Source organism: Promicromonospora kroppenstedtii DSM 19349 (genome assembly GCF_000515355.1).
GTDB classification, from domain to species: Bacteria; Actinomycetota; Actinomycetes; order Actinomycetales; family Cellulomonadaceae; genus Promicromonospora; species Promicromonospora kroppenstedtii.
Window position 1 is genome coordinate 1 of the sequence record NZ_KI911753.1, and the last position, 2,264, is coordinate 2,264.

Annotated in this window: 3 protein-coding genes; all 3 read left to right on the forward strand. The window is 74.3% G+C overall.

The window, feature by feature from the left end; genetic code table 11:
• Positions 1 to 637: biotin--[acetyl-CoA-carboxylase] ligase (locus tag PROKR_RS25930; RefSeq protein WP_036969482.1), on the forward strand; the 637-nt coding region annotated here is incomplete at its 5' end.
• A gap of 153 nt (positions 638 to 790) precedes the next feature.
• Positions 791 to 1,087 (forward strand): hypothetical protein, encoded by a 297-nt coding sequence (locus PROKR_RS25935; RefSeq protein ID WP_036969484.1) that lies wholly within the window; start codon positions 791 to 793, stop codon positions 1,085 to 1,087.
• Positions 1,088 to 1,161: 74 nt separating this feature from the next.
• A complete protein-coding gene (locus PROKR_RS25940; protein WP_036969487.1) occupies positions 1,162 to 2,229 on the forward strand; it encodes an adenylate/guanylate cyclase domain-containing protein in 1,068 nt (355 codons plus the stop codon).
• The last annotated feature ends 35 nt before the right edge of the window (positions 2,230 to 2,264 follow it).

Genomic DNA, 2,264 nt, shown 5'->3' on the forward strand with positions numbered 1-2,264 from the left:
CGGCCTCACCGTCTCCGTGCTGCTCCGGCCGCGCGTCCCCGCGGAAGCCCTGGGCTGGCTCCCGCTCCTGGCCGGCCTCGCGGTGGTCCGCGCCGTGGCCGACGGCGGAGTCACCGCCGCCGTGAAGTGGCCCAACGACGTGCTGCTGCCCGCCGACGACACGGTCGGCGGGCTGGGGCCGTACCGCAAGGTCGCCGGGATACTCGCCGAGGTCGTGCCGGAGGCGCCGGACGCCGCCCCCACCGGCGCCGCGGCGCACGCCGTCGTGCTGGGGATCGGGCTCAACGTCTCCGAGTCGGCCGACGAGCTCCCGGTGCCCACAGCGACGTCGCTGGCACTCGCGGGCCACCCGCGGCCCGACCGCACCGACGTGCTGGTCCGGATGCTCGGCGAGGTGCACGCCGTCGTCCGGCGCTGGGAGGACGCGGACGGCGACGTGCTGGCCGCCGGCCTGCTGGCCGAGTACGCGGCCGTGTCCGCGACGCTCGGCACCCGGGTGCGGGCCGAGCTCGCCGGGAACGGGGGTGTGCTGGAGGGCGAGGCCGTGGGCCTCGACGAGACCGGGGCGCTGCGCATCCGGACGGACGGCGGCGAAGAGCGGACGGTGACCGCGGGCGACGTCTGGCACCTGCGCTGACCGGGCAGTCCTGCCGCTGCGGCCGGTGCGGGTGAAGTCGTGCCCCGGCCGGGGTGAACTCGACGGCAGACCCTGCCGCACGGCACCTGACCTGCGGTAATCTCCGCCACACGCGACGATGCGCAGCACTGGTGGCCGACGGCAGGAGACGCCATGGAGGCAGGGCGAGCCACGGTCGGTGTGGCCAAGGGAATCGTGTGTGCCGCGGCCGCGGTCACGGTGTACCTCATCAGCACGGTCCGGCTGGACCGCGGCATCGTCCAGACGGACGGGACGCCGACGGCGGGGCTCGTCGCCGCCGGGATCGCCTGGCTGCTGGTGGTCTGGGTGCTGCTCCACCGGGACGACGGCGTCCGCGGCGTGCGGCTGACCCTGTGGAACGTCGTGACGGTGGTCGGGATGCTCCTGGTGCTCATGGGGATCCCCCTGGTGCTGACGCTCGTGGCCTGACCTGCGGGGCCTCGGCGCGGGCCCTGCGGCCGGTGCATGCGGTTGCATGAGGTGCGCCCGCCTACAGTGGTGACGTGCTCCACAACTCCGAGACGCCCTCCACGAACCACGAGACGCCGGGCGCCGACACCGCGGCCCGCCTGGACGAGACCCTGCTGGGCGGCGCGCGCCGCTACACCCTGTCGCAGGTCGTGGAGCTCACCGGGCTCGACAAGCAGTTCGTGACCCGGTACTGGCGCTGGATCGGCCTGCCTGTCACCCACCCGACCGAGACCTGGTTCACCGACGCGGACGTCGAGGCGCTCAAGGACGCCGCCGGGCTGTTCGAGGCTGAGCAGATGGACGAGCGCGCCCAGATGACCTTCATCCGGTCGGTGGGCCACACCACCGAGCGGCTGGCGCTCTGGCAGGTCGAGGCGCTCGTCGAGCACCTGGCCCGGCGCTACCAGCTCGACGAGACCTCGGCGCGGTTGCTCGCGCTGGACAAGCTCCCGGAGATGTCCGAGATGCTCAGCCGGCAGCTCGAGCACGCCTGGCGACGTCAGCTCGCGGCGCTCACGGGCCGCACCGCCATCGAGTTCGCCGGCGCGCGGGGCGACGAGAGCAACGACGGCCACCAGCTGCCCCTGCTGCGGGCGGTCGGGTTCGCCGACATCGTCTCGTTCACCAAGCGGACCGCGGGGCTCGGCTCGGAGGAGCTGGCCGAGTTCGTGCAGCGGTTCGAGGCCGGCGCGCGCGACGTCATCGTCAACGCGGGCGGCCGCGTGGTCAAGACCATCGGCGACGCCGTCCTGTTCGTGACCGACGACGTCGCGACCGGCGCCGAGGTGGCCCTTGGCCTGGCCGAGACCTCCGGCGCGCAGCTCGGGACGGCGGCGCCGGGCGACCCCGAGATCCCGGTGCGCGTCGGACTGGTCTGGGGGCGGGTGCTGTCGCGGTTCGGCGACATCTTCGGACCCACGGTCAACCTGGCCTCGCGCCTCACGGAGCAGTCCGACCCCTCGACCGTGCTGGTCGACAAGGAGACCGCCGCGCTGCTCGCCACGAGCTCGAGCTACGCGCTCACCGCGCAGCCCGTACGCGAGGTGCCGGGCATCGGGCCGCTCGCGCCGGTGCGGCTGCAGCGCGCCTACCAGGGCTGACGGCGGATCGGCCGGCGCTCGACGGCGCCCCGGGT